The following is a 1,030-nucleotide window of genomic DNA, read 5'->3' on the forward strand; positions in this document are numbered from 1 at the left end:
GTACTGCCTGTCGTGGGCGAGAAGTGCCCAGATGGTTCTAGCGATCTTGTTCGCTAGCGCCACGATTACCACGTTGAACGGTCGGCGTTTGCCAAGCTGCTCGACCCATGCGCCAGCCCTGTCTGGGTGTCGCAGCACACTACGGGCGCCGTGGATCAGCAGCGTTCGCACGTAGGTGTCGCCTCTCTTGCTGATACCCAGCAGTTGAACCTTGCCTCCAGAGCCCGTTTGTTTCGGTACCAGGCCGAGCCAAGCGGCAAATTCCCGACCGGAGCGAAAGGCCTTCGCGTCGCCCATCGTCGCGACAGCCGCTGTGGCGCTCAACAAGCCGACGCCCGGTATGGCCGCGATTGTCTGGCATGCGACGTCGTCTTTCATCCATGCCTGAAGGCGTTGTTCGATCCCGGCAATTTGCCGATCCAGCCCCGTCAGGCCACTCCACTGTTCCCGCAACGAATCGATCAGCACGGCAGGCAAACGGTCCGACAGCTTTGCCAGAATTCCCGGTATCGCCTTGTCCAGGGTCTCGCGGCTCTTGCCCATCACTTCGCCGTACTCGGTTAGCATGCCTCGCAGACTGTTGATCTGCATCGTGCGGAACTTCACCAGTTGCTGCCGCATGCGGTGCAGTGCCAGCACGGCCTGTTGCGCTTCTGTCTTGACCGCGACCGGCTTGCTGGGTATCTGTGTGGCCATCCAGATGGCGCGCGCATCCGCTGGATCGTTCTTGTTGCCGATGTTGAACGCCTTGACGAACTTCGGCGGCATCAGCTTCACCAGGTGACCCATCTTCGTGAGCTGGCGTGCCCAATGCTGCGCACCGCCACACGCTTCCATACCGATCAGGCAAGGTTCCCGGTTCGCGAAGTAGTCGAGAAACCTATCTCGCTTGACTGGCTTGTTGACGACTTCACCTGTGTGCGGGTCGACCCAGTGCACCTGAAAGACGCTTTTGGCAATGTCGACGCCTATGGCCGTATGGTTCATGGCGGACCTCCTCCGGTTGGCTCTGAAGACCTCAATGATCTTC

1 protein-coding gene is annotated in these 1,030 nt (G+C 60.1%); it reads right to left on the minus strand.

Translation table 11 applies throughout. From position 1 onward, the window contains the following. The coding region (locus AWB69_RS45310) for an IS110 family RNA-guided transposase (RefSeq protein WP_062093252.1) at positions 1 to 987 on the minus strand (987 nt) is incomplete at its 3' end. Between the last annotated feature and the right edge of the window lie 43 nt (positions 988 to 1,030).

Origin of the sequence: Caballeronia udeis, from assembly GCF_001544555.2 — a bacterium.
In the GTDB taxonomy this organism is placed as follows: Bacteria; Pseudomonadota; Gammaproteobacteria; order Burkholderiales; family Burkholderiaceae; genus Caballeronia; species Caballeronia udeis.